This is a genomic window from Nocardioides islandensis (assembly GCF_015352455.1).
Taxonomy (GTDB): domain Bacteria; phylum Actinomycetota; class Actinomycetes; order Propionibacteriales; family Nocardioidaceae; genus Nocardioides; species Nocardioides islandensis.
This window is the reverse complement of record NZ_JADKPN010000009.1, coordinates 59058-84231: the sequence shown is the minus strand read 5'-3', so window position 1 is coordinate 84231 and position 25174 is coordinate 59058. Positions and strand designations below refer to the sequence as shown.

Below are 25174 nucleotides of genomic sequence, written 5' to 3'. Positions count from 1 at the left end.
CCGGGTCACGACCTGGCTCCCGGGGCCACCGCGGCCTGGCGCTCGCGCAGGCCGGGGGCCCCCATCGTCTGGTCGTCGCCGACCGGCAGCGAGACGACCATGGTGAGGCCGCCGCCAGGGGTCTCCTCGGGCTCCAACGTGCCGCCCATGGCCTCGGTGAGCCCGCGTGCGAGCGCCAGGCCCAGGCCTACTCCGGTCGTGTTGTCGGTGTCTCCGAGGCGCTGGAACGGCCGGAACACCGCCTCCCACTCCGACGACGGGATGCCCGGCCCACGGTCCACCACCCGGATCTCGACACGCTCGTCGAGACGGCTGGCCGTGACGTGCGGTGTGGCGTCGAACGGGGAGTACCGCAGCGCGTTGGACAGCAGGTTGACCACGACGCGTTCGAGCAGCCCAGGATCTGCGAGAACAGGGGGCAGGTCGTCGGGTACGTCGGCCCGCACGGGCAGGGCGTCGTCGCCCAGGTCGTCCAGGCTGCGCGCGACCAGCTCGTCGACGAACGTGGGCTGCACGGTGACGGTGAGCGCTCCGGCCTGGAGCCGGCTCATGTCGAGCAGGTTGTCGACGAGCTTGGCCAGGCGGTCGAGGGACTCGTCGGCGGCGGTCAGCAGCTCACGTCGGTCCTCGGCGCTCAGCATGCCCTCGCCGACCATGAGCAGGCTGGAGACCGCGGCCTTCGCCGCCGCGAGGGGTGTGCGCAGGTCGTGGCCCACGGCGGCGAGGAGCGCCGTACGCATCTGGTTCGCGGCCGCCAGCGGAGCGGCCTCGGCGGCGGCGGCCGAGAGCCGGATCCGGTCGACGACGACGCCGACCTGGGCAGCGAAGGCACCGACCAGGCGCTGGTCCTCGGCCTCGAGGATGCGGCCCTTGAGGGCGAGGACGAGCCCGTCACCGGCCGGTACGTCGGTCTCCGCCTCACCGGGTCGCGCACAGGGTGGTCCCGCGTGGGCGAGCGCCATCCAGTCGCCGTCCTCCTTCTGCAGCACCGTGGCCGACGTGAGCGCGAAGGTCTCGCGGACCCGTTCGAGCATGGAGGTCAGCGCCTCCTCGCCGCCCAGCACGCTGCCGGCCAGGTTGGCCAGGGTGCGGGCCTCGGCGGCGGCGCGCGAGGCCTCACGAGTACGACGCGCAGCCATGTCGACGACCGAGCTGACCAGGATGCCGACCACGATGAAGACCAGCAGGGCGAGGCTGTTGTTGGTGTCGCGGATGGTCAGCGTGTGGAGCGGCGGTGTGAAGAAGTAGTTGAGGAGCAACGACCCGAGGACGGCCGTGACCATGGCCGGTGCCAGGCCGCCGACGATCGCCACGACCACGGTCGCCAGGAGGAAGAGCAGCATGTCGCTGACCAGGTTGAGCTGGGGGCCTGCCGGCACGAGAACTGCTGTCATCAGGGGAAGCAGCACCGCGGCGAGGCCGAACCCCTGGAGGCGTCGTAGGCGCGACAGGCTCCCGCGCACCCGGGGGAGCGTGGGCACGAGACCCGTGTGGTGGTGGGTCACCACGTGCACGTCGATGTCGCCGGACTGACGGATCACCTCGCCGGCCGTTCCCCGTGAGAGCGCGCGCGACAGGATCGACCGCCGGCTCTCGCCCAGCACCAGCTGGGTGGCGTTCTCGGCGCGGGCAAAGCTGAGCAGCGCCTCCGGAACGTCGTCGCCCAGCACCTGGTGGTAGCTGCCGCCGAGGGACTCGACCAGCTGCCGTTGGCGCGCCAGCGCACCTTGGCTGGCGCCGGCCAGCCCATCGGAGCGGGCGACGTGAACGGCGAGCAGGTCGCCGCCGCTGGCCCGGGTGGCGACACGTGCGGCGCGGCGGATGAGGGTCTCGCCCTCAGGGCCGCCGGTCAGGGCCACGACCACGCGTTCGCGCGCCTCCCAGGTGGAGGTGATGTCGTGCTGCTCCCGGTAGAGCTGGAGTGCCTCGTCGACGCGGTCGGCCGTCCACAGCAGCGCGAGCTCGCGCAGCGCCGTGAGGTTGCCGGCTCGGAAGTAGTTGGAGAGGGCAGCGTCGACCTTCTCCGACGGGTAGACGTTGCCGTGGGCCAGCCGGCGGCGCAGCGCCTCGGCCGTCATGTCCTCGAGCTCGATCTGGTCCGCGGCCCGGACGACGGCATCGGGCACGGTCTCCCGCTGCGGAACTCCGGTGATCTTCTCCACGACGTCGTTGACCGACTCGAGGTGCTGGACGTTCACCGTCGTGATGACGTCGATCCCCGCGGCGAGCAGCTCCTCGATGTCCTGCCAGCGCTTGGCGTTGCGCGAGCCGGGCACGTTGGTGTGCGCCATCTCGTCGACCAGGGCGACGCTCGGCCGGCGGGCGAGGACGGCGTCGAGGTCCATCTCCTCGAACTGGGCGCCGCGATGGCTCAATGTCCGGCGCGGGATGACCTCCAGACCCTCCAGCAGCTCGGCCGTGTGGGGTCGGCCGTGGGTCTCGACGAACCCGACCACGATGTCCGTGCCGCGCTCCGCCCGGCGGTGGGCCTCCCCGAGCATGGAGAAGGTCTTGCCGACACCAGGGGCAGCTCCGAGGTACACCCGGAGCCGTCCCCGCTTGCCTGCCATGGCTCTAGTCTCGCGCGTCCAGCGCGAGGTTGAGCTCGAGGACGTTCACCCGGGGCTCGCCGAGGAAGCCCAGGGTGCGCTCGGTGGTGTGCTGCTCGACCAGCCGGCGTACGACGTCCTCGCTCAGACCCCGCTCGCGGGCGACGCGGGCCACCTGCTGTGCGGCGTACTCCGGGCTGATGTGCGGGTCGAGTCCCGAGGCGCTGGCCGTCAGGGCGTCCGGGGCGACGTCGGCGGGCGCCGTGCCGTCGAGCTCGGCGGCCGCGGCACGCCGGTCTGCGATGAGCTGGAGCAGGTCGGGGGACTCCGGCCCCAGGTTGGAGGCAGACGAGGCGAGCGGGTCGTACCCGTCGCCGGCCGCGGACGGCCGGCTCTGGAAGTACGACGGGTCGTCGGCGAACGACTGGCCGATCAGGGAGGACCCGACGGGCTTCCCGTCACGCTCCACGATCGACCCGTCGGCGCGTCCGGGGACGGCGACCTGGGCGAAGCCGGTGAGCACCAGGGGGTAAGCCAGGCCCAGCAGCACGGTCATCACGAGCAGTATGCGCAGACCGGCCCAGAACTGGGCGAACGTGGCGTTCATGTGTGTTCGTTGCCTTTCAGTCGATCGCTCAGCCGATCCCAGGGATCTGGGACACGAGCAGGTCGAGGATCTTGATGCCCACGAAGGGGGCGACGATGCCACCCAGCCCGTAGATCGCCAGGTTGCGGCCCAGCATCTCCGAGGCCGAGGAGGGCCGGTAGCGGACTCCGCGGAGGGCCAGGGGGACCAGGGCCAGGATGATCAGCGCGTTGAAGATGACCGCGGACAAGATGGCCGACTCCGGGCTGTCGAGACGCATCACGTTGAGCTTGTCCAAGCCGGCGTACACGCCGCCGAACATCGCCGGGATGATGGCGAAGTACTTGGCCACGTCGTTGGCGATGGAGAACGTCGTCAGCGCGCCGCGGGTGATGAGCAGCTGCTTGCCGATCTCCACGATCTCGATGAGCTTGGTGGGGTTGCTGTCGAGGTCGACCATGTTGCCGGCCTCCTTGGCCGACGACGTGCCGCTGTTCATGGCGACTCCGACGTCCGCCTGGGCGAGCGCCGGGGCGTCGTTGGTGCCGTCGCCGGTCATCGCGACCAGCCGCCCGCCCTCCTGCTCCTTCCGGATCAGCGCCATCTTGTCCTCGGGGGTGGCCTCGGCGAGGAAGTCGTCGACGCCGGCCTCCTCGGCGATCGCACGCGCGGTGAGCGGGTTGTCGCCGGTGATCATCACGGTACGGATGCCCATCCGGCGCATCTCGTCGAAGCGCTCGCGCATGCCCGACTTGACGACGTCCTTGAGGTGGATGACGCCCAGGGCGCGCGCCCTGCCGCCGGCCCGCTCGGCCACGACCAGCGGCGTACCACCACTGGCCGCGATGGCGTCCACGGTCTGCCCGACCTCACCCGTGGGGTGGCCGCCGTTGTCGCGCACCCACTTCATGACGGCCGACGCGGCTCCCTTGCGGATCTGCCGGTCGCCGCCCTGGTCGTGCAGGTCGACCCCGGACATCCGGGTCTCGGCGGTGAACGGGACGAACGACATGCGGGACAGCTCGCCGTCGCTGCGCTCGCGCAGCCCGTAGCCGCGCTTGGTGAGCACGACGATGGAGCGCCCCTCAGGCGTCTCGTCCGCCAGGCTCGACAGCTGGGCGGCATCGGCCAGGCTCTCGGCGGTCCCGCCGCCGACGGGGATCAGCTCGTGGGCCTGACGGTTGCCGAGCGTGATGGTTCCCGTCTTGTCCAGGAGGAGGGTGTCCACGTCGCCGGCAGCCTCGACGGCCCGGCCAGACATCGCGAGCACGTTGTGCTGCACCAGCCGGTCCATGCCCGCGATGCCGATGGCCGACAACAGCGCGCCGATCGTCGTCGGGATCAGGCACACCAGCAGAGCGACCAGGACGACCACGGCCTGCTCCGCGCCGGCGTACACGGCGAACGGCTGCAGGGTCGCGGTGGCCGCGAGGAAGACGATGGTCAGGCTGGCGAGCAGGATGTTGAGGGCGATCTCGTTGGGGGTCTTCTGCCGGCTCGCCCCCTCGACGAGCGCGATCATCCGGTCGATGAAGCTCTCACCGGGCTTCGCGGTGATCTCCACGACGATCCGGTCCGAGAGCACCTTGGTACCGCCCGTCACCGAGGACCGGTCGCCGCCCGACTCGCGGATCACGGGGGCGGACTCACCGGTGATGGCCGACTCGTCGACGCTGGCCACGCCCTCGACGACGTCGCCGTCGCCGGGGATGACCTGGCCGGCGACGACGACGACGCGGTCACCGACCTTGAGCTGCGGGGCCGGCACCTCGGTGCCGTCCAGCAGGTGCGCAACGGTCTCGGTCTTGGCGCGCCGCAACGTCGCGGCCTGGGCCTTGCCACGTCCCTCGGCCACGGCCTCGGCGAGGTTGGCGAAGAGAACGGTCAGCCAGAGCCAGATGACCACGATCCAGGCGAAGGCGCTGGGACCGGTCAGCACCGTCACGGTGGACAGCACGGCGCCGATCTCGACGACGAACATCACAGGGTTGTGGAACATCACCCGGGGGTCGAGCTTGCGCGCGGCGTCGGGCAGGGAGGTGAGCAGCATCGTGGGGTCGAGCAGCCCGGCAGCGACCCGGTTCGGCGCCTCCGTGGGCGTGGGGCCCGGACTGCTGGGCTCCGGGTGGGTCTGGATGGTCATCACAAGCCTTCCGCGAGAGGACCGAGGGAGAGGACGGGGAAGAACGTCAGGCCGGCCACGATGACGGTGACGCCGACGAGCAGGCCCACGAACAGAGGGGTGTGCGTCGCGAGCGTGCCGCCGGTGCGCGGCACCGACTGCTGGCGCGCGAGGCTTCCGGCGAGGGCCAGTACCAACACGATCGGCACGAAGCGGCCGATGAGCATGCACAGGCCGAGCGCGACGTTGTAGAACGTCGTGTTCGCGGACAGTCCCGCGAAAGCCGAGCCGTTGTTGTTGGTGGCGGACGTGAACGCGTACAGCACCTCGGAGAGGCCGTGCGGCGTCCCGCCGCTGAGCATCGAGGCCCGTGTGGAGGTGAACGACATGGCGATCGCGGTGCCGACCAGGACCACCACGGGCATGGTGAGAACGTTGAGCGAGACCAGCTTCATCTCCCGGCTGGTGATCTTCTTGCCGAGGTACTCCGGCGTGCGCCCGACCATCAGCCCGGCCACGAACACGGCCAGGATGGCGAGCATCAAGATGCCGTAGAGGCCCGAGCCGACACCACCGGGAGCCACCTCACCCAGACCCATGTTGAAGATGAGCAGCCCGCCGCCGACCCCGCTGAAGGACGAGTGGAACGAGTCCACGGCCCCCGTCGACGTACCCGTCGTCGACACCGCGAACATGGCGGACGCCCATTCGCCGAAGCGCGTCTCCTTGCCCTCCATCGCGGCCCCTGCCGCCTGCAACGCGGAGCCGTCGAGGTTGACCTCGAGCGCGGTGACCGCCACCACGAGCGACGCCCAGATGACCCCCATCGCGGCGAGCACGGCGTACCCCTGCCGCTTGTCACCGACGAGGATGCCGAAGGTCCGCGTGAAGGCGACGGGGATGAGCAACAGGAGGAAGTTCTCGAAGAAGTTGGAGAGCGGGTTGGGGCTCTCGAACGGGTGGGCCGAGTTGGCGTTGTAGAAGCCGCCGCCGTTGGTGCCGAGCTCCTTGATCGCCTCCTGCGAGGCCGCCGGTCCGCCAGGGATGGTCTGGTGCCCACCGACCAAGGTCGTGACGTCGGTGCCGGACGAGAGGTTCTGCACCACCCCCATGAGGATCAGGGCCACGGCGGCGACGATCGACAGGGGCAGCAGGATGCGGACGACCGAGCGGGTCAGGTCGACCCAGAAGTTGCCCACCCGGTCGGTCGACGAACGGGTGAAGCCGCGCAGCAGGGCGACGGCTACGGCGATGCCGACGGCCGCCGACACGAAGTTCTGCACCGCCAGCCCGGCCATCTGCGTCAGGTGGCCCATGGTGGCCTCGCCCGAGTAGTCCTGCCAGTTGGTGTTGGTGGCGAACGACGCGGCGGTGTTGAACGCGAGCGCCGGGTCGACGCCGGCGAGCCCGACGGACAACGGCAGTCCGCTCTGCACGCGCTGCAACACGTAGAGCAGGACCACGCTGGCGAGCGAGAAGCCCAGCAGGGAGACGGCGTACACCGTCCACCGCTGGTCGGCCTTCCGGTCGACGCCGACCAGGCGGTAGACGACGCGCTCCACGCGGAGGTCGTGCTCGCTGGAGAGCGCTCGCGCCATGTACCCACCCAGCGGGCGGTAGCAGAGCGCCAGCGCAGCGATCAGGGCGCCGGCCTGGAGGAGGCCGGCCGAGGTGTCGGACATCTCAGAACCGTTCCGGGAAGAGAAGGGCCGCGATCAAGTAGCCCAGGAGGAGGACGCTCAGGACCAGGCCGGCCCACTGCTCGCCGCTCATAGGCGGTTCAACCCCTTGACGAGGACGTACGTCGCCGCGAAGAACGCGACGGTGATCGCGAGGTACAGAAGGTCAGACGGGTTCACGGCTCCATGGAACAGCCGGGATTCCCGCTCAACCACGGCCCTAACGCCCTCCTAACGCCGTCCTGGCGACTCCTAACACCGAGGATCGTCATGCGCAGGCTTCGCACGGCCGACGCGCGAACCCCTGCGCGCACGGCTCCGACGTGGCGTCGGCGCAGCGCGGCATTCGTGGTGCTGACGCTGCTCGCCGACACGGTGGTCGTGATCGTCGTTCGAATGAGCGCAGCTTCTGCCCTTGAAGACCTTGGTCGTGATGGGCCGCGGGAGTGCCCGATCATCGCGGCCAAACCGCATCAGTTCTGGGGGATGCCGCGGCGGCGGAACCCGGTGTAGCCGAAACCCAGGCACGCCACCGTGAGTAGAAGCAGCAGGGCGGCGTGCGCGGCGTGGACGGGCTCGATCGGAGGGTTGCCGATCAGCTGGAAGGGTGAGAGCGCGCGGACCGCGCCGGCCAAGTTCAGCGAGTCGCCGAGGTAGGCGATGACGGCCCCGGCCGCGTAGGCCACCCACACCACGGGCACCCATCGCGGCATGACCCCGAAGGCCAGCACCGCAATGCCGCCGAAGGACCCGATGGCGGGCAGAAAGTCGACGACCGCACCGACCACCTGCACGGTGACGTTCTGGCCCACTGACCATGAGGTGCTGAGCGCCAGCACCGATCCCCCGAGGACTGACACCGCAACGATCCCGACGGCGACCACGGCGAGCTGGACGCTCAGCCATGACCAGCGGCCCTGGTCGCCGGAGAGGCGTGCCTCCAGACGCCCGGTGGTCTCCTCGGCGCGTAGCACGCCGACGGCATGGACGGCGTACGCGGCGGCGAGGAGCGCCAGGATCAAGGCGTTCATGGCGAGGACGGAGTCCAGGCCGGTGGCACCGGAGGCGCCAATGGCCGAGGCCACGGACGGATTGCCGTTGATGGCGTCCACGAGTGGTTTCGCCACCGACCCGAAGGTCGCCGAGACGACGACGGTCGCCGAGCTCCAGCCGATCAGGGAGCCACGGTGGGAGCGCAGCGCGATCCCCAACGGTGTGCGCAAGAACGCAGACGCGTGGGGCGCGGTTGCTCCGACCCCGAGCAGCGCGTCTCCCACGTCGCGTCGTGAGACGACGGCCAGGGCGACTGCGACGAGCAGCAGGAAGGTCCCCACCGGGAGCAGGAGCGGCCACCACCGCAGGTCGCCGAAGGCGCGGGTCTGCTCCTGCCAGCCCAGCGGGGACAGCCACGTCAAGGGGGAGAACTGGACGTCCCCCAGCCCGCGGAGCAGGTAGGCGGCGAAGATCGCGCCGAGGCTGATCGCGTAGACACCTCGGGTTCGCTCCACGAGCTGGGCGGCGACCGCCGCGACGCCGGCGAACACCAGTCCGAGCGCTCCCAGTGAGAGCGTGTAGAGCGCCGCGTCACCGGTGGGCACACCGGCGCCGGTCAGGCTTGCGAACAGCGCCGCGGTCACCAGGACCTCGGCGACCACCGTGACGAGGACTGCGGCCAGCAGCGGGTCCGCGCGGCCGATGCGTCCCGCGAGAACGAGCTCGAGCCGGCCGGTCTCCTCTTCCTTCCTGGTCATCTTGGCGATCAGCCCGACGGCCATGAACGGAATCGCAAACGAGGCGATGAACCCGAACTCGTTGGCGATGATGCCGCCGAGTGAGTCGATGCCGGCGATCTTGCCGTTGATCATCATCAAGGCGTTGCCCTTGACGGCGGCGGCGTAGGAGTCCACCTTCGCGGGGGTGTTGTAGAGGCCATGGATCGCCGAGACGGTGAACGCCATCGTCCCGCCCAGGGCCACGACCCAGATCGCCGGTGTGAGCCATCCAGTTCGCAGGTGCACCCGAACCATCGTCAGCAACGAGCCGTTCATGCCTGGTCTCCGCCGTCGGCGTAGGCGTGCAGGAACAGTTCGTCGAGGCTGGGTGGGGTGACGGTCAGGGTCTCCAGGCCGGCGGTGTGCAACCGGCCGACAACCTCCTCCAAGGCCGTCGGATCGACGCTGAGTCGGACCTCGGTGTTGCCGTCGGACTCCTTCAGGTCGAGGTTGCCCACCCCGGACACTCCGTCAAGCCGTGGGGTGGTCCTGGTGACCGCGTGGATGTTGGTCCGGGTGTGCCGCCTCAGCTCGGCCAGCGTGCCTGTGGTGACTCGCTTGCCCTGGCGGATGATGCTCACCCGGCTGGCGAGGGCCTCGACCTCGCCCAGGATATGGCTGGAGAGCAGCACGGTGACGCCGTCGGCGGCACGTTCGCGGATGGTCTCCTGGAACACCTGCTCCATGAGCGGGTCCAGCCCAGAGGTCGGCTCGTCGAGAACCAACAGGTCGACCTCGGCGCCCAGGGCCGCGATCAGGGACACCTTCTGCCGGTTGCCCTTGGAGTAGTCCCGGGCCCGTTTGGACGGATCCAGGTCGAACCGGTCGATCAGCTCCTGACGCCAGTCGGCACGGATCCCCCCATGGACCTGTGCGAGCACGTCGATGCACTGTCCGCCGCTGAGTCCCGGCCACAGCGCCACGTCGCCGGGGACGTAGGCCAGTCGGCGGTGCAACGGTTCTGTGTGGTGCCACGGGTCGTGGCCGAACAGGCTGACCTCCCCTCCGGACTTCCGAGCCAGCCCGAGCAGGATCCGGATCGTCGTGGACTTTCCGGCGCCGTTGGGACCGAGGAAACCGTGCACCTCGCCGGCTCGGACCTCCAGGTCGAGTCCGTCGAGGGCGGTGGTGCGGCGGTATCGCTTGACCAGCCCGGATGCCCGCACGACGAGTTCCGCGCCTGGTGGGTCGCCGGCGGCCACCCCCCGGGCAATGGTCGACTGCGACATCTGTTCCTCCTTCGGGTTCATCGGTCTGCTGAGCGGTCGGTTGTCTCGTCAGGCACCACGAATGCGCCTTCGCGGTAGATCCGGGTCACCTCGGCCGCCCAGCGGCTCAGTCCGTCCGGCGAGACCGGATCGAAGCCGAGAGCGTCGGTGAGGGGCTCGCGCAGCACGAGCAGCGCGAGGTCGGCGGTGAGCATGAAGGCCGCCCGGACCTGCAGGTCCTCGGTCGGCTTCGCGAAGCCGGCGGCAATGAGCCGCTCGACAAGGGCCCGTGACACCTCGTACCAGCGACGGAACAACTCCCGCCCGGCCGGGTCGCCCTCCAGCAAGAGTCGACGCAGGTAGGCCGGCAGTGGCGAGCCCGGGGGGAGCACCTTGGCGATGAGCTCGGCCATCGACGCGTTCGAGCCCGAGGTGAGCACGTCGCCCACCTCCTCGGGAGCCTGCAGGAACGCGTCGAACTGCGCCGCCGCGTACCGGTCTACCGCCTCCCGTAGCCCGTCCTTGCTGCCGAAATGGTGCAGCACGAGGGCCGGGGACACCCCTGCGGCCTCGGCGATCTGCCTCACGCTGACCGCTGAGTGTCCCCGCTCGGCGAAGAGGCCCAGCGCCGCGTTCCGGATTCCCGCCTTCGCCGTGAGGTCCCCACTGACTGATCGCATGTTCAGTACACTAAACATCTGTTCAGGGACGACGCAAGTACCAGGGGCAGGCGCCGTGCGCCATCACGCTCGTGGGTGGCTGGAGGAATCCGCTGTCGGTCCTGACACCGGTCTCGTCATCGGAAAGCTCCCGCCAGGACGAGAACGACGAGAGCTCCGGCGCACGTGACGGGAAGAACGAGGGCACACCAGGCCAGCAGCCATCGCATGCGGGCTGACCTGTGGGGATCCGGAGTTCCCACCCGTCGGAAGCCGCCGGGGGATCCCAAGTGGCGGTGTGCCATCACTCAGAGGCGCGCTGCGAGTGGCGCAGCGGCAGGCGACCTGGGCGGTCGAGGAAGAGATCGCGCAGACGCGGTACGTGGCTCACCGACGACCCCACCGCAGGGCGATGGCGATGATGATCAGGATGGAGATGACGAAGATGACGTTCACGTGGTCTGCCATATATTCGGGGGCCTTCCTTCGCGTCAGGGTGTGCGTACGTCGACAACGAGCAGCCCTGGTGGGCACGGGCGTCGCGATGGCCCGTGAACCTCTGAGGTGTGCTGGGTCCGCGTGGGACGGATTCGACCTCGTCGATCACGACGGCACCGGCCCGGTGCGGCGGGAGCATGCACCAGAGGTGAGACCGGCGAGCTGCAGTCGCTCGACGACCCTCGGCGAGGTGTTCTGCAACTCGAACGTGATGCCTCGTGCCTGCGCGCACCAACTGATCCACCGCAGAGCGGCCTCAGTCGCCGGGGCCAGGTCCCGAACGCGCGTCATGTCGACAGCCAACGTGCTCATGCCGTCCACCCGCCGGTCTGTGAGGGTGAACTCGAGATCCTTGAGCGCCCCCGCGAAGGTGATGGCGCCCAGCTGCACCAGCGCCTCCGCGCGAGTCGGCCTCTCTCGTTCGTCGTGTGTGGCGAAGTTGTGGCTGCAGTCCTCCATGGCTTCAACAATGAACTCGACATGTGACCGTCCTCCAGCCGCCGGATGGCGGTTTCGTGACGATGCGCATCACGAAGCCGGCAGCACAGCCTGGAGGGGTCCACCCCCCTCGTGGACCCCTCCGGTCTGGCGGATCTCAGGTCAGCCTCGGACGACCCACAGGTTGATGTACTTGTAGGCCCGCTTGTAGTGCGCATTGCCGAGATACTTGACCTCCAGGCGCTGCTTGCCGGTCGTGTTGAACTTCGGCAGCCTGATGTTGACCTTGCCGTCGATCAGCTTGCCCTTGAACTGCGCCTTGCCGATCTTCACTGCGGCCCAGCCCTTCGGGTTCATCCCGGGGACCTTGACCTCGATGCTCACTACGGTGCGCGTCTTGCCCCGGACGGCGGGCTTGGGCGCCATGCTGGTGTGGATCCGCGGCTTCGCCTTGATCTGGTCGCTCCACTCACCGTGGAAGATGCCGACGGTCGTGCGCGAGGGCTTGGCGACCACCGACAGCTGGGAGAAGCGGATCCTCGGCGTGCGGAAGTTCACCTTCGCGACGCCGTCGTTCACCGGGAACTCGCCCAACTTCACTTGCACGACCTTCCCGTTGTGCACGGTCGTGGCGAAGACGCTCGTCTCGGTGTTCTCGGGGCTTCCCTGGGAGGTGAGGTCCAGCTCCTTGGTGCGGAAGTAGTAGTGCTTGTCGGGCGCGACGCTCCGCTTCATGTGCCTGGCGACGACCTGCTGGCGGGCGAAGTCGGGCGAGATGATGCCAGCCTTCTTCAGGTAGCCGATCCACACGTCGCGGTCGACCAGCCCGGTGTCCTGGGCGTTGCCGTCCTCGAACGCCGCGAAGTTGTCGCCACCGGTGCCCAGGTAGCTGAACGTGCTGACGGTGTAGGTCTTCCTCCACTTCAACAGGTCGCCGTCGATGAGCACCTGCTTGACATGCTTGCCCTTGGGTCGCGACGGGTCCCAGATCACGCGGACGTTGTCGGAGAGACCCAGCGCCAGGAAGGAGCGCTCAGCGCCCTCGGGCTGCCACTGCTGCTCGAGCACGTGCCGGATGTCGCGCCCCTGCATCTGGATGAGCCAGACGTTGTTGACGAAGGGCAGCACGGCGTTGGCCTCGGCGTAGGTGACCACGCCGTCCTTGTTGGCCGGGTTGGAGGATGTGTCCCCCTCGTAGTAGAGCTCGTCGCGTAAGCCGCCCGGATTCACGATGCCGAGGTCGGCCGTGCCCTGGGCCGCGGGAACGCCGTCTCGCAGGGCGTTCGCGACGAGGTCACCCAACGTGGACTCCTGCTCCCGGACGTCACGCTCGCCGCCGGAGTAGGTGCCTCCGGCGTACGTGCCGCCCTGGAACGCGGTGGTGATGTCGTCGGAGATCCTGCCGACGGGCTGGTCACCGACCACCTTGGCCTTGGCAATGGCCGCGTCGACGGTGCTCTTGACCTGCTGGAGGACCGGATAGGCGGCCATGAGGTCTGCGTCACTGGTCGTCAGGCGGGCGGTGTTGCTGGCCGCGTTGGCGGTGACTCTGTGCTGGGTGGTGTCGTAGTCGAGCAGCACCTGGCCGACGTTGTCGCCGTAGGAACCGGTCTGCACCATCGGCCGCGTCGGCCGGTCACCGCCGGTCACGGGCTGGTCGAAGACGTACTTCTGGTGCGTGTGCCCGTTGAAGACCGCGTCGATGCGCGGATCCAGGTTCGCCATCGCCGCGAACTCCCCACCGGCGGCAAACGCGGCGGTGTAGCTCGACGTCACGTTCGAGCCGGCGTGGAAGCTGGCCACCAGCACGTCGGCCTCACCGTTGGCCGGGTTGCCGTCGCTGAGCTGCGCGGCCACCCGGTTCACCGCCGCGACAGCGGGCCCGAAGTCCAGCGTGGCCACACCAGCCGGGCTGACCAGGCTCGGTGTCTCCTGAGTCACCGCCCCGATCACTCCCACCGTGACGGCGTCGCCATCGGCGTCCTTGAGGTTGTACGTCGTGTACTCCGGCAGGACCGGGTTCTGGGTGCCCTTCTGGTAGACGTTGGTGCCGAGGTAGTCCCACGTGGCGTTCGTCTTGCTGGCGACGACCCTGTCGCGCAGGTCTGCCCAGCCCTTGTCGAACTCGTGGTTCCCCACGGCCGAGGCGTCCAGGCCGATCTCGTTCATCACGTCGATCGTCGGTTGGTCGCCGGCTGAGGCCGAGGCGAACACCGAGGCGCCGATCAGGTCGCCGGCGCCCACGATGAGAGCCGCCTCCGGCGATGCGCCAGGAGTGTCGAGCTCCAGCTTCTTGACGGTGCCCGCCCACCTGACGGTGTTGCTGTCGATGCGGCCGTGGAAGTCGTTGATCCCCACGAGGTTGATCTTGATCTGGCCGTCAGCGGCGTGCGCGGGAGCCATGGTGCCGGCCACGATGGCGAGAGATCCCGCCAGCAGGCTCACCGAGGCCCCGAGCGCCAGCCGGGCATTCATGCGGTGTCGCACAGGTACTGCCTTCCGGTCGTTGGTTGTCCGTCCTTGCACGTACGGCAGCCCCTGGGCGCGACGAAGGTGCCCCGGGCCACCCCGTACCCACACTCCGACGGAACCGGGTTGCCGGAAGTTCGCCTCATGCCTCAGATGACGTCGGGCATGAGGCGGACTGTCATAGGCCTGCAACATCGATGGCCGTCGCCCGACACAGCGTGGCGTCAGGCTGGTCGCCGTGGGGGATGTCATCAGGCTGGCCGACGGAGGACTCATGCCGGTGCTCGAGTACGTGCAGCGCGAGCTGACAGAGGTGTTGACGACGAAACCCACGGTCGTCGTGCTCGACCTGTCGGCTCAGGTGACTGTCGGCGCCACCGCCATGGCTGCGCTCCTGTGGGTGAAGCACGTCTGCTCGACACGGGCCATCCCGGTCGTCCTGGACTCGCCGTCGAACGCATGGATCGACGTCCTGCGCCGGGCGGACCTTCTTGAGAGGGCATCGTCGGAAGACACCATGGGTGAGGCCGCCTTCGCCGTCATGTGGCCACCCCTCGCCAGGGCCTCCCAGTGTGGGACCAGGTGAGAGCTCGGTTCGGCTTCACTTCCGTTGACCAAGGGACTGCGAGGCTCTCGGCATGAGTACGGGTCTGGCCGCCTGGCGCGAGACGGTCGTGACGAGGCTGTGGCCGGTGCCGGCGATCGCTGTGGTGGCGGCCCTGCTTCTCGGCCTGGCGGTGTCGACGCTCGACGCGCGGGTCGACGATCATCTGTCGGACCAGGCCACGACCTGGCTCTTCGGAGGGGACGCCGATGCCGCTCGCTCACTCCTGGCGGCCATCGCATCGTCGCTCATCACGGTCACTGCGTTGACGTTCTCCCTGACCGTCGTCACCCTCCAGCTGGCCAGCAGCCAGTTCTCGCCCCGATTGCTGCGAACGTTCAGCCGAGACTCTGTCGTGCAGTACACGCTGGCGCTCCTGCTCGCGACGTTCACCTACGCCCTCACCGTGCTGAGGTCGGTCCGCGGCGCCGACGGCGGAGGAGAGCTGGTCCCACGGATCGGAGTGACCCTGGCGTTCTTGCTCGCGGTGGCCAGTGTGGTGGCGCTGGTGTTCTTCCTGGGACACCTGACCAAGCAAATCCGGGTGGAGACGATGCTCCAGCAGGTACGCACCGATGCCTTGACCACCATCCGCTCGGTCTTGCCGCAGCGGGGTGACGGTTCCGCCCGCGGGCAATCCCTCCCTTCACCCCAGCTCGACGGGGCGTTCGACATCGCGGCGTCCGCAGCGGGCTTCCTGACGCGGATCGACTACGACCGGATTCTCGAGGTGGCGGTGGAGGAAGACGTCGTCGTGCGGCTGGATGAGCATGTCGGAGCGTTCGTGGTCGAGGGCAGTCCCCTGGGAGTCGGTTGGCCCGCCTCCGGACTGGTCCCGGGTAGCGAAGCCGAACGGCGGATCTCCGCGGCGGTCGTCGCCTTCGTCCACACCGGGGTGGAGCGGACCTCGACGCACGACACCGGGTTCGGGTTGCGCCAGCTCGTCGACGTGGCGAACAAGGCCCTCTCGCCTGGCATCAACGACCCGACCACGGCGATCCACGCCCTGGGGCACATCTCCGCGTTGCTCTGCGAGCTGGCCGACCGCGACCTCCGTCCGGTGCTCAGGCACGATGACGACGGTCGCGTCAGGGTCGCGGTTCGCGTTCCGGGGCTGTCGGACTACATCGATCTCGGTGTCTCCCAGCCGCGCAGGTACGGCGCTGCCGACCTCCAGGTGCTCGAGAGGATCGCTCAGGTGCTGCTGGAGCTCAGCCGCCGGGTGTCGCCGCAGGAGCGTCCGGTCCTCAGCGAGCAGCTGCGGCGGCTGCGCTCGACTGCCGACGAGCATGCCTTCCACCACCTGGAGCGCCAGGCTTTCGATGCCTTCGGTCGCCGCATCGAGGAGAACCTCGGCGCCGCAATCCATCAATGACGGCACCGGGAGTCCCCGGCCGTTCGAACCGTTCCACCACGCGAAGGAGAGTTTCACCCATGATCGGATTTCTTGTTGCAGGACTCGTCATCGGAGCGCTGGCCAGGCTCATCAAGCCGGGCAAGCAGAATCTCGGACTCCTGGCGACCCTGGGCCTTGGCCTCGTCGGTTCCCTGATCGGCGGCCTCATCGCCCAGCTGTTGGGCACCGGCAGCATCTGGGAGCTCAACGTCCTCGGTTTCGTGCTGGCGGTCGTCGCCGCCGTGTTCCTCGTCGGCACCGCCGAGGCGGTCGCGGGCAGGTCACACGCTCGCCAGCGCTAGCCGGCACACGCGCGGCTCACACGCCGCGAGAGAGGGCGAAGGCGGCCAGGAACCCCAACGCCGCCACGAGCCCGGCGTAGAGATGGGTGCGCTCGAAGGCCTCCGGAATCATCGTGTCCGCCACCATGGCCAGGATCGCTCCCGCCGCGACGGCGGTGATGATCGCGATGGTCGCTGCGGATGCTCCGCCCAGGACCAGGCAGCCCACGAGCCCCGCGACCCCGCTGGCAACCGCGATGCCGCCCCACACGCCGAACACGTAGACCGGCGTCCGGCCGTTGCCCTTCATGCCGGCAGCGCTGGAGAGACCCTCGGGGAAGTTCGAGATGGCGATCGCGGCCAGGACGGCGATGCCCACGGAACCACCGTTGAGCAGCGACAAGCCCAGGACGACGGACTCCGGGACACCGTCCAGCAGCGCTCCGACGGCAATGGCGGCGCCGCTGCCGTGCTGCTCCTCCTCCGAGGGTTGTTCGGTCCCGGAACGCTTGCGGTGTCGGGCGCCGCGCCGGGACAGCATGACGTTGGCGAAGACGTAGAGGACCGAACCGGCCAGGAAGCCCCCAGTGGATGCCAGCAGACCTCCCCGACGCTCGGCCTCGTCGATGAGCTCGAAGGCAAGCGCGGAGATGAGGACTCCGGCCCCGAAGGCCATGACGGTGGCCACGACCCAGCGCGGCACCCGGACGAACCAGGCAACCGCCGCGCCGACGACCAGGAAGCCGCCGGCCAAGAGACTCCAGAGCCCTGCCTGTGCCCAGATCGGCATGTGTCCTCTCCTTCTCGGGGGCTCTTGAACGGACGCGAGCGCCACACCAGGCGCCACCGCGAGCTAACGGATGTCGGCGGGGTCGCCGTTCATCATGGACAACATGGCGCGCCCACCCGTGCGGAGGAAGCGGACCACCAGCACGACTGCGAGGAGGCCGAAGGCGATATCCAGCCAGGTCGTGTAGTTCCAGGACACGCCCGTCTTCTCCACCGAGACACCCCCGCGGTGCGGCAGCAGGCCGAGCAGGAGGAACAGCATCTCCACGACGTACCCGGCGACGACCAAGGCGACGTAGAACACCAGCACGATCCGGACGGTCATGGCCATCCCGTAGTACTTCCGGTAGATGAGCAGGATCGGAACGATGAGCAGGTCGGCGTACAGGAACGCGACCACCCCGCCGAAGCTGATGCCGCCACTCCACAGGACGGCAGCCAGGGGGACGTTGCCGATCGAGCACACGAAGCTCAGGAGCGCGATCACCGGGCCGACGACGGGACCCCACACGAGTGTCCAGGTGCCGTGATCGGTGAGGAAGAGTCGTTGCCACCACGAGTCGGGGACCCAGGCCGCCACGGCTCCGGCGACCAGCAGGCCGAGGACGATGTCGCGGAGCACCGCGGCCCACTCCATGACGAACACACGACTGACGGACGTGAATCCCCGGGGGCTGACCAGGCGCTTCAGCAGACCGCCGTCGCCGTCGACGGACATGTCCATGCCTGCGTGGCCCTCCATCGACCCGGCCACGCCCCGGTCGGCCTGCTCACGTGCGGCCTCGACCACCTTCCGGCCGACCAGCACCCGGAAGGCCGTCGCCACCATCACGATGATGAGAGGACCTCCCACGAACTCGGCGAGCGTGAAGCGCCAGCCGAGCAGCAGCGCCAGCACGATCCCGAGCTCGATGACCAGGTTGGTGCTGGCGATCTGGAAGGTCATCGCGGCGGTGAAGCTCGCGCCCTTCCGGAACAGGGAGCGGGCGAGCGCGACCGCGGCGTAGGAGCAGGACGACGCGGCGACCCCGAATCCCGTCGCGCGGACCAGGGTTGCCGGGCGGTCGTCTCCCAACAGCCTGCTGACGGTCTGCTTGTCGACGAGCGCCTGGACCACCGCCGACAGGGCGAAGCCCAGTACCAGTGACCAGCCGATCCGCCACGCCATGGTGGCCGAGACGGCGAGCGCCTCGGCCACGGCTGAGACCACCGAGCCGGCGCTCACCGATCGCGCCCCATGAGGTCCAGGCCGGCGACAGCCGCGGCGCAGGTCGCGCTGATGATGGCGGTCCGCCGGTGCCGGGCGGAGCCGACGGCGATCGGGACCATGCTCCCGGCGTGCAGCAGCTCGACCGCAGCATCGGCGGCGGGATGCCTTCCCGTGGCGGAGTCGAGGAGAGCGTGGACCACGTAGCGCAGCCCGAGCACGCGCGCTGCGGCGAGCACCACCGGGTCGCGGGCGTCCGAGGCGCCGGCGAGGGAGAGCACGGGCCGGGGCGCGGCCAGGCAGACGCCCGCGAGGAATCCCCGGGCGAGAGTGGGGCCGCTCATCGCCGTCCGGCCCGTCTGGCCAGCAGGGTCGCGGCGGCCAGGACTCCCGCGCCGGCCCCGACCAGACCGTGGTGCCGTGACGCCCAGGCCTGCGGCGAGGTGGCGATGGCTCGGTCGTCGAACCGGCCGTGGGCGCCGAAGTCGCGGCCGTCGGGGCCGTCGGCCGGCTCCCACAAGTTGGCCGGTTGGTCCGGCGGACGGGCCGCGTCGGTCTGCTGGGAGTCGAACCCGGTGCGGGCGAGGTAGCGGTCGAGGAGTCCCGGTGCGACCGCGTTGGCGACCAGCGTCAGCATGGTCGAGGTGCCGACCCAGTACTCGCGGCGCTCGGGATGGTCGGCCGCGTGCACGACCGCTCGCGCCGCGACCTCGGGCTGGTAGATGGGCGGGACCGGCTGCGCCTGGTGCGGCAGTCGCGACAGCACCCACGAGAACTGCGGCGTGTTCACGGCCGGCATCTGCACCATCGTGACCCGGACCGCGGAGCCTTCGTGCATCAGCTCGGTGCGCAACGACTCATGGAAGCCCTGGATGGCGTGCTTGGAGCCGCAGTAGGCGCTCTGCAACGGGATGCCGCGGTAGGCGAGCGTCGACCCGACGTGCACGACGGTGCCGCGGTCGCGCGGCAGCATCCGCTTCAGCGCCGAGCGCGTGCCGTTGACGAAGCCCAGGTAGTTCACCGTCGTCACGCGCTCGTACTCCGCCGGCTCGACGTCCACGAACCGGGCGAAGACCGACGTGAAGGCGACGTTGACCCAGACGTCGATCGGGCCGAGGTCCTCCTCGACGCGCGTGGCGACCGCGTCCAGGGCGTCAGGGTCCGCGACGTCCACGGGGTACGTGCGTACCTCGACGCCGCGGGCGACCAGCTCCTCGGCCGCCGCGCCCAGGCCACGGGTACCGCGGGCCAGCAGCGCCACGGTGTCGCCTCTGTCCGCGAAGGCGCGGGCGCTTGCTCTGCCGATGCCGGCAGAGGCGCCCGTGACGACCACCACTCGCGGGGTCGACGTTCGGGGCGTGGAGTGGCTCACGGTCGGTTCCTTCCTGGTGGGGTGGTGAGGACGTGTGCGGACTCGAGGAGGGCGGCGTGCACGAAGGTCTGGGGGAGGTTGCCGCGCAGCTGACGCTGCCCGACGTCGAACTCCTCGGTGAAGAGGCCGGGCGGACCGACGGCGGCTCGGTTGCGCTCGTACAGCCGGGCCGCCAGCGTGGGTTCACCCTGCTGGTGGGCGGCCATCGCCAGCAGGAAGCCGCAGAACAGGAACGCACCCTCTGCTTCACCCAGGGGTCCGGGTCGGTGCCGGAAGCGGTAGACGTAGCCGTCCTCCGTCAGGTCCTCGAGCACCGAGCAGTAGGTCTGCCGGCTCCGAGGGTCGTCGGGACGGACCAGCCCCCGCAGTCCCGGTAGCAGGAGGGCCGCGTCGGTGCCCGCGTCGCCGGGTGAACGGCACCACCGTCCGGTGCGGTGCCGGCTCGTGCGGTCGACGTCGGCGAGGAGATGGTCTGCGAGGGCGTCCCAGGCGTCGTCGTCGGATCCTCCGAGTCCGCGGGCGGCGGCGGCACGTAGCCCTGCGGCTGCGGTCAACCGGGAGTGGGCCCACGGACGATTCGCGAGCTCCCAGATCCCGGCGTCCGCCTCGTGGTGCCGCCGAACGATGGCACGTGCGGCCGTGCGGGCGGCTCGCACGCCCACGCCGTCGAGCACGCCGAGGCGGTCGGCGTCGGCGAAGAGGCACAACGTCTCCCCGAGGACGTCGAGCTGGAACTGGCGGTTGGCGTGATTGCCGACCGTGACGTCCGGAGCGCCGGGATAGCCGGGGAGGTCGAGAGGCCGCTGGTCGGGCACGGGGTCACCGGTGACCGTGTACGCCGGGCGCAGCCGGTCGCCGTCACGCTCCAGGCAGGCCGCGATGAAGCCGAGGGAACGTTCCAGCACCTCGCCTCCGCCGGCAGCCGCCACCGCCCGGCCTGCGAAGCACTGGTCGCGGATCCAGGCGTACCGGTAGTCGTAGTCGCGGCCCTGCTGGGCGCGCTCCGGCAGCGAGGTCGTGGCCGCGGCCACGACGGCACCGGTGCTGCTGGTCATCCCTCGGATGACGGCGAGGGCGTGCTGAGCGTCGCGAGAGCTCATCGAGCTCGGCTGCGGTGGAGCCGCGGCCTGCCACGCCCGTTCGGTGTCGGCCCACAGGCGACGGGGATCAGGTGGATCGTCGGTGAAGTGCGTGGTGGCGATCTCGAGCACCAGGTCGAGAGGCTGACCGTCGCGCACCTGGAGCTTCGATCGAGAACCCCGTTCTCGTTCAACCGGGCGTCGACCGTCGGCGTGCCTGACCACCGAAGGTGGAGGGGACCGGTCGCCCCCTCCCACACACCGGTCCGGACGCTTCTCAGGTGCATCGCATGCATTCCGAAGCCGGCGCGACAGTCCAGCTGGACCCGCAGCGGCACCTCGCCCCGCCTGGACTCTGTTCGGCGAAGGAGCACGACCCGCTGGGGGTCGCCAGGAAAGGCCAGCGCCTCTCGGCACTCGACGACGTCGGAGCCGACGACCCACCGGCTGCGCCACACCAGGGAGCCGGGCTCGTAGTGACCACCCCACGTGAAGCGATCGTCCGTGGGTTGCACCACGTAGCCTCCGCGGCCACCCAGCAGGGCGCTGAAGACCGCGTCGTCGTGCCAGCGCGGCGCGCACAAGAGGGCGACGTCACCGCGGGGGCCGACGACGGCCGCGCGCTCGCCATCGGCCAGGACGGCGTACTGCCGCAACGTCTCGGGAGGGACGTTCATCGACCGGCACGCCCCGTGGGCGGCCGGCCCAGCGCCCGGTCGACCAGCACCAGGAGGCCGGACACGACAAGGAGGCAGCCGCTCAGGGTCTCGCTCACGGTCCCGTCCCGGGTCAGGTGATCGAGGGTGAGGCCGAAGACCACGAACGTCGCCCCGCAGACCAGGAGAAGGACGGCCGTGAACCGTTGCGGCCCGGCCAGCAGCACGCGCCAGGCCGCGAAGGCGGCCACGATGCCGACGCCGGTGTCGCGGGCCAGCGTGTCGTCGCTCAGGAGTGGGTAGCCGAGCACGCTCCACTGGGCCAGGAGCAGCCACACGCACACGACTAGCCCCAGGGTGCCGCCGATGGCCGCGAAGGCGGGCCTGGCTCGGGCCGCACGTCGCGCCGCCATCACCTCGGCGTGCTCGTGGTCGACGGCGGCGGCGTGCCGGCGTACGCCGCCCCCGATGCCGAGGTCCGGATCGGGACCTTGGTGCTCCTCGCCGTGGATCACCTCCTCCAGCTCGTTGCGACCACCCCGGGTACGCACGTCGTAGAGGAGGCCACCGCGGAGTGCGAGGCCTGCGCCTACGACCAGGACCGCCACGCCCGACAGTGACCAGAGCCACGACAGCACGATGGCGCCGTAGCCGGTGACCGCGAGCCCGACGATCAGGACGACCAGGCCGGCCCACGTCCAGCGTGGGCGGACCGTGTGCATGCTTCCGGACGTACTCGTCGGTTTCATGGATCGGTCCGGTGTTCCCGAGGCTCCCGCAACGTTACCCACCTCCATGACCCTCCTGGCTGCTCGGCGCCCCCGGATCCTCCTGAGCGACGCTTGGCCTCTCGATGCCGGCGCCTGGAGCGCCTCCCAGAGCGGTGCCCACCGGCGGACAGTGCATGCATGACAGTCCTGTGACAGTCCCCGACGTCCTGCATGAGGCGGCCAGGATTCCGGGTCAACGTCGGTGGAAGTACGGCGTGACGTAGTCCATGCCCCAGAACGGAGCGAATCCGTAGGACGCATAGACGTCCGCGTACGGCGGCCCGGCGACCAGATCCGGGTCGTCACCGGCGGCTCGGGCGGTCGGGTCGTCGTCGGGTCCGCCTGGGTGAACACGAGCCATGTGCACGTGCTCGTCCACGCAGGTCACGAGATCCACCGGGATGAAGCGCCGCGTCTCGCCCAGTCCCAGGACTCCTCCTGAGGTCACGACCAGCAGACGGGCCCGCCGATGGGTCTCGTCGATGACGAGGTCTTCCACGTCGCCGACCCGATGGCCATCCGGGTCGAGGACCGTCAGCCCTCTGACGTCGTCGTACGGGTCGGAGAGTGTGAGGCCGCTCCCGAGGAGAGGCACGAGTCCCGGCTGCCCGTCGGCCGACTCGCCACCACTGCCTGTCGGACTCACGTGACGCGGGCCGCGAGCTGGACGCCGGCAATCAAGGCGAGGAGAGCGACGAGCGCCACCCGGGCGATGAGCGGCCACCGGCTCGGGAGGAGCGGGTTGGGGTGGGCTCGCGAGGGTCTCGACGACATGCCTTGGTCTCCTGGGCTTCGTGGTTCGATCAACTCATCCCACGTTGCCGCTTGGTGATGACCCTTGGCGGTCGGAACCTTTGCAGTTGCGTGACGTTCGTGGCGATTGCTGCCCGCGCGGAGGGCCATCTGCCTCCGCGATGCCATCATGTCCGGATGGCGACTCGGCTCCTGGTGCTGGAGGACGACGACGGCCTGCGAGCCTCTCTGCGCATGGTGCTGGAGGACGAGGGGTACGACGTGGTGGAAGCCGCCGACGCCGAGCGAGCGCTGACCGAGGTGGCCGACCCGGGCGTCGACCTGATGCTGGTCGACCTGATGCTGGGAGGCATGGACGGGTTTTCGTTCATCCAGCGTGCTCGGCCCCAGACCGATGCACCGATCGTGGTGATCAGCGCGCGCGATGACGTCCGCGACATCGTGGCGGCCCTGGAAGCGGGGGCCGACGACTACGTCACCAAACCCTTCCTGGTCGACGAGGTGAAGGCCAGGCTGCGAGCGCTGCTGCGGCGCCCGAGCATCGCCGGGGGGCAGACCGGCGATGAGGCCGACGTGTTCGTCCTGGACAGCCAGGGTGGTCCTTTGGTCTTCGACCGCGGCGCCGCCGTACTGGCCCGCGGGTCGGAGGAGATCCACCTGACGAACACCGAATACCGGCTGTTGAGCGTGCTGGCGGGGAATGCTGGGCGGGTGTTGAGCCGGAGCCTGCTGCTCGAGCACGTGTGGGAGCGGGGGTTCTTCGGGGACGAGCGGATCGTTGACGTGCACGTGCGACGGTTGCGGAAGAAGCTGGAGGCGGACCCTGCCTCGCCGGAGGTCGTCGTCACGGTCCGGGGTCTGGGCTACCGCCTCGACGCGAGATGATCGCCTCACGGCCAGGGCGGGGCCTGCGGTCGTCGGTGACGTACGCGTTCGCCTTCGGCGCGTTGGCATTGTCCGCGGTGCTCGCGCTCGGCACGTACTTCTCCGCCCGGCACTTCCTGCTGGAGCAGCGCGAGCGCACGGCGCTACGCCAGGCCTTCACCGACAGCGCCCTGGTGCGCGACAGCCTGCTGACATCGGGCACTGAGGTCAGCGACGTCCTGGGTGCCATCTCGCCACCGGCCGGTGCGGTGATCTACGTTCGCCGCCACGGCGAGTGGTATTCCTCGGCCCTGGACACGGCCGGACCGGAGATGACCACCGACGTCCAACCGGTGGTGACGTCCGGCTCGGTGGGGATTGGTTGGACCGACGCGACTGATCCGCACGCGGTGGTCGTGGGAATCCCGCTGCCCGCGGTCGACGCCCAGTACTACGAGGTGTCAGTTGCTGAAGAGCTGGACCGAACGCTGTGGACCCTCGCGCTTGCTCTCGCGGTCTGCGCTGGGCTCACTACCGTGGGCGGAGCCGTGCTTGGTCGTGCTGCCAGCCGACGTGTGCTGACGCCGCTGAAAGAAGTCACGACGGCGGCCATCAAGCTGTCGTCCGGCGATCTGACGACCCGGCTCCGCAGCACCGACGATCCAGACCTGGCCGCGCTGGTCGGTTCGTTCAACCACATGGTCGACGCGCTGCACGCCCGGATCGAGCAGGACGCACGCTTCGCCGCTGACGTCGCTCACGAGCTGCGGACCCCGGTGACGACGTTGACCACCAGCCTCAGCCTCCTGCAGAAGTCCACCGACCTGTCACCTCGCTCGGCCAGGGCGGTGCAGCTGATGGGCGAGGAGCTGGAGCGGTTCCGACGGGCGCTCGAAGATCTCCTGACCCTGGGACGGTTGGACGCCGGCGCACATGATGGCGAGCTGTCGACCACCGGGGTCCGCGAGCTGGTACGTCAGGCGCTCAAGGTGGCTGACTCCGACTTCGTTGTCGTGGATGCCGGTCCAGAGGATGGGCCCGACCCCCTCGTCGAGATCGACCGTCCTCAACTGCTGCGTGTCCTGACGAACCTGTTCCGCAACGCCGACCTGCACGGGCGTGGCCTGACGTCCGTACGAGTCGTCGATCTCGGAGACGTGGTCGATGTGCACGTCGAGGACCGCGGTCCCGGCGTCGCCGCTGCCGATCGGGTCAGGATCTTCGAGAGGTTCGCGCGGGCCGGCGGTCAGAAGGTCGGCACAGGCAGCGGATTGGGGCTCAGCATCGTCGAGCAGACGGTGCGCAACCACGGTGGTGACGTGTGGTGCGCCGACCGCGAAGGCGGCGGGGCCGCCTTCATCGTTCGACTGCCGACCGTGAGCGGAAAGCCGTGAAGTCGCGCTTCCGCGGGGCGGAGGGGAGA

23 protein-coding genes and 1 pseudogene are annotated in these 25174 nt (G+C 69.6%); 5 read left to right on the top strand and 19 right to left on the bottom strand.

The annotated features are described in order from the left end of the window. Positions 1 to 5: 5 nt before the first annotated feature. The 10 genes from ISU07_RS14945 to ISU07_RS14900 all read right to left on the bottom strand — a co-directional run bounded on the left by ISU07_RS14945 (position 6) and on the right by ISU07_RS14900 (position 13986). Positions 6 to 2570, bottom strand: a complete 2565-nt coding sequence (locus ISU07_RS14945) for a sensor histidine kinase (protein ID WP_194707618.1) — start codon at positions 2568 to 2570, stop codon at positions 6 to 8. 4 nt (positions 2571 to 2574) lie between these two features. Beyond that, positions 2575 to 3156: a potassium-transporting ATPase subunit KdpC gene (kdpC, locus tag ISU07_RS14940; RefSeq protein ID WP_194707617.1), complete on the bottom strand. Its 582-nt coding sequence runs from the start codon at positions 3154 to 3156 to the stop codon at positions 2575 to 2577. 28 nt (positions 3157 to 3184) lie between these two features. Further along, on the bottom strand, positions 3185 to 5278 hold the full coding sequence (kdpB, locus tag ISU07_RS14935; RefSeq protein ID WP_194707616.1) for a potassium-transporting ATPase subunit KdpB: 2094 nt from the start codon (positions 5276 to 5278) through the stop codon (positions 3185 to 3187). After that, positions 5278 to 6939, bottom strand: coding sequence for a potassium-transporting ATPase subunit KdpA (kdpA, locus tag ISU07_RS14930; RefSeq protein WP_194707615.1), 1662 nt, complete (start codon positions 6937 to 6939; stop codon positions 5278 to 5280). Before kdpA ends, kdpB begins: the two co-directional genes overlap by 1 nt. A gap of 1 nt (position 6940) precedes the next feature. Continuing rightward, positions 6941 to 7030 (bottom strand): K(+)-transporting ATPase subunit F, encoded by a 90-nt coding sequence (kdpF, locus tag ISU07_RS25070; RefSeq protein WP_194707614.1) that lies wholly within the window; start codon positions 7028 to 7030, stop codon positions 6941 to 6943. Between the two features lie 379 nt (positions 7031 to 7409). After that, entirely contained in the window at positions 7410 to 8984 is a 1575-nt protein-coding gene (locus tag ISU07_RS14920) for an ABC transporter permease (protein WP_194707613.1), read from the bottom strand. Further along, positions 8981 to 9937 carry an ABC transporter ATP-binding protein gene (locus tag ISU07_RS14915; RefSeq protein ID WP_194707612.1) on the bottom strand — a complete coding sequence of 319 codons (957 nt, stop codon included), beginning with the start codon at positions 9935 to 9937 and terminating at the stop codon, positions 8981 to 8983. Before ISU07_RS14915 ends, ISU07_RS14920 begins: the two co-directional genes overlap by 4 nt. A 17-nt stretch (positions 9938 to 9954) precedes the next feature. Then, entirely contained in the window at positions 9955 to 10596 is a 642-nt protein-coding gene (locus ISU07_RS24855; protein WP_194707611.1) for a TetR/AcrR family transcriptional regulator, read from the bottom strand. A 582-nt stretch (positions 10597 to 11178) separates the two neighbouring features. Then, positions 11179 to 11532, bottom strand: coding sequence for a hypothetical protein (locus ISU07_RS14905; RefSeq protein ID WP_194707610.1), 354 nt, complete (start codon positions 11530 to 11532; stop codon positions 11179 to 11181). Between the two features lie 141 nt (positions 11533 to 11673). Continuing rightward, entirely contained in the window at positions 11674 to 13986 is a 2313-nt protein-coding gene (locus ISU07_RS14900; RefSeq protein ID WP_194707609.1) for a bifunctional metallophosphatase/5'-nucleotidase, read from the bottom strand. Between the two features lie 232 nt (positions 13987 to 14218). Here ISU07_RS14900 and ISU07_RS14895 point away from each other — a divergent pair, with 232 nt between their 5' ends. Genes ISU07_RS14895 through ISU07_RS14885 form a run of 3 tightly spaced genes read left to right on the top strand, consistent with a single transcriptional unit; the run spans position 14219 to position 16282 of the window. After that, positions 14219 to 14566, top strand: a complete 348-nt coding sequence (locus ISU07_RS14895) for an STAS domain-containing protein (protein WP_194707608.1) — start codon at positions 14219 to 14221, stop codon at positions 14564 to 14566. A gap of 52 nt (positions 14567 to 14618) precedes the next feature. Continuing rightward, complete coding sequence (locus tag ISU07_RS14890) at positions 14619 to 15959, top strand: DUF2254 domain-containing protein (RefSeq protein ID WP_194707607.1); 1341 nt, start codon at positions 14619 to 14621, stop codon at positions 15957 to 15959. Between the two features lie 59 nt (positions 15960 to 16018). Next, positions 16019 to 16282: a GlsB/YeaQ/YmgE family stress response membrane protein gene (locus tag ISU07_RS14885; protein ID WP_194707606.1), complete on the top strand. Its 264-nt coding sequence runs from the start codon at positions 16019 to 16021 to the stop codon at positions 16280 to 16282. A gap of 16 nt (positions 16283 to 16298) precedes the next feature. Here ISU07_RS14885 and ISU07_RS14880 read toward each other — a convergent pair whose 3' ends face one another. The 9 genes and pseudogenes from ISU07_RS14880 to ISU07_RS24485 form a co-directional block, all read right to left on the bottom strand. Then, complete coding sequence (locus ISU07_RS14880) at positions 16299 to 17051, bottom strand: ZIP family metal transporter (RefSeq protein WP_194707605.1); 753 nt, start codon at positions 17049 to 17051, stop codon at positions 16299 to 16301. Positions 17052 to 17114: 63 nt separating this feature from the next. Then, positions 17115 to 18275, bottom strand: a complete 1161-nt coding sequence (locus ISU07_RS14875) for a permease (RefSeq protein WP_323742631.1) — start codon at positions 18273 to 18275, stop codon at positions 17115 to 17117. Next, positions 18272 to 18601, bottom strand: a complete 330-nt coding sequence (locus tag ISU07_RS14870) for a hypothetical protein (RefSeq protein ID WP_194707604.1) — start codon at positions 18599 to 18601, stop codon at positions 18272 to 18274. The genes ISU07_RS14875 and ISU07_RS14870 overlap by 4 nt, the downstream gene beginning before the upstream one ends. Further along, on the bottom strand, positions 18598 to 19629 hold the full coding sequence (locus tag ISU07_RS14865; RefSeq protein ID WP_323742630.1) for an SDR family oxidoreductase: 1032 nt from the start codon (positions 19627 to 19629) through the stop codon (positions 18598 to 18600). The genes ISU07_RS14870 and ISU07_RS14865 overlap by 4 nt, the downstream gene beginning before the upstream one ends. Further along, positions 19626 to 20867: a glycoside hydrolase family 15 protein gene (locus ISU07_RS24100; protein ID WP_323742629.1), complete on the bottom strand. Its 1242-nt coding sequence runs from the start codon at positions 20865 to 20867 to the stop codon at positions 19626 to 19628. Before ISU07_RS24100 ends, ISU07_RS14865 begins: the two co-directional genes overlap by 4 nt. 20 nt (positions 20868 to 20887) lie before the next feature. Continuing rightward, positions 20888 to 21385: pseudogene (locus ISU07_RS25065) on the bottom strand (trehalase-like domain-containing protein); the annotation flags it as partial. Next, positions 21382 to 22086 (bottom strand): hypothetical protein, encoded by a 705-nt coding sequence (locus ISU07_RS14855; RefSeq protein WP_194707603.1) that lies wholly within the window; start codon positions 22084 to 22086, stop codon positions 21382 to 21384. The gene ISU07_RS14855 and the pseudogene ISU07_RS25065, both read right to left, overlap by 4 nt. A 241-nt stretch (positions 22087 to 22327) precedes the next feature. Beyond that, the gene (locus ISU07_RS14850; protein WP_194707602.1) at positions 22328 to 22729 is read right to left on the bottom strand and encodes a PRC-barrel domain-containing protein; all 402 of its coding nucleotides are present in this window, start codon (positions 22727 to 22729) and stop codon (positions 22328 to 22330) included. A gap of 47 nt (positions 22730 to 22776) precedes the next feature. Further along, the gene (locus ISU07_RS24485) at positions 22777 to 22908 is read right to left on the bottom strand and encodes a hypothetical protein (RefSeq protein ID WP_267238939.1); all 132 of its coding nucleotides are present in this window, start codon (positions 22906 to 22908) and stop codon (positions 22777 to 22779) included. Between the two features lie 57 nt (positions 22909 to 22965). On the opposite strand from ISU07_RS24485, the gene ISU07_RS14845 reads away from it, so the two are divergent. Further along, entirely contained in the window at positions 22966 to 23772 is an 807-nt protein-coding gene (locus ISU07_RS14845) for a response regulator transcription factor (RefSeq protein ID WP_228521988.1), read from the top strand. A 35-nt stretch (positions 23773 to 23807) separates the two neighbouring features. Next, positions 23808 to 25145 (top strand): HAMP domain-containing sensor histidine kinase, encoded by a 1338-nt coding sequence (locus ISU07_RS14840; RefSeq protein WP_194707601.1) that lies wholly within the window; start codon positions 23808 to 23810, stop codon positions 25143 to 25145. The last annotated feature ends 29 nt before the right edge of the window (positions 25146 to 25174 follow it).